General features: G+C 63.3%; 1 protein-coding gene. It reads right to left on the bottom strand.

The window, feature by feature from the left end; all coding sequences use genetic code 11:
• Positions 1-13: 13 nt before the first annotated feature.
• Positions 14-157, bottom strand: a complete 144-nt coding sequence (locus tag SB724_RS20260; protein ID WP_410572656.1) for a hypothetical protein — start codon at positions 155-157, stop codon at positions 14-16.
• Positions 158-270: the final 113 nt, after the last annotated feature.

Raw genomic sequence — 270 nt, 5'->3', positions numbered from 1 at the left:
GGGTTTGGATGGGCTAACGGGACGTTTTCCTGGATGCAAGCGCCTTCACCGCCAGGACCGCCCCGGCACCTACCGCCAGCCACGGACCGGCGACAATGATCGGGTCCAGCCACTGATGCTTGGTGTCAGCCCGCTTCTGTCCACGCCGTGAGCTCATGCCTCCGCTCTTGAATTCGCTGAGGACCCCTGTCTCCGTAATGGGATTGTCCGGATGCCGCGTTCCCAAGGACAGCAGATGGCTCTCCCACGCGTTGACACGGTCAGCGGCCA

Origin of the sequence: Bacillus sp. SIMBA_031, assembly GCF_046535225.1 — a bacterium.
In the GTDB taxonomy this organism is placed as follows: Bacteria; Bacillota; Bacilli; order Bacillales; family Bacillaceae; genus Bacillus; species Bacillus velezensis.
The sequence above is the reverse complement of the archived record's forward strand: the minus strand, read 5'-3'. Positions and strand labels throughout refer to the sequence as shown.

Coding starts and splice junctions, on each gene's coding strand:
- SB724_RS20260 (WP_410572656.1), bottom strand. CDS start 157: ATGAGCTCACGGCGTGGACAGAAGCGGGCTGACACCAAGCATCAGTGG.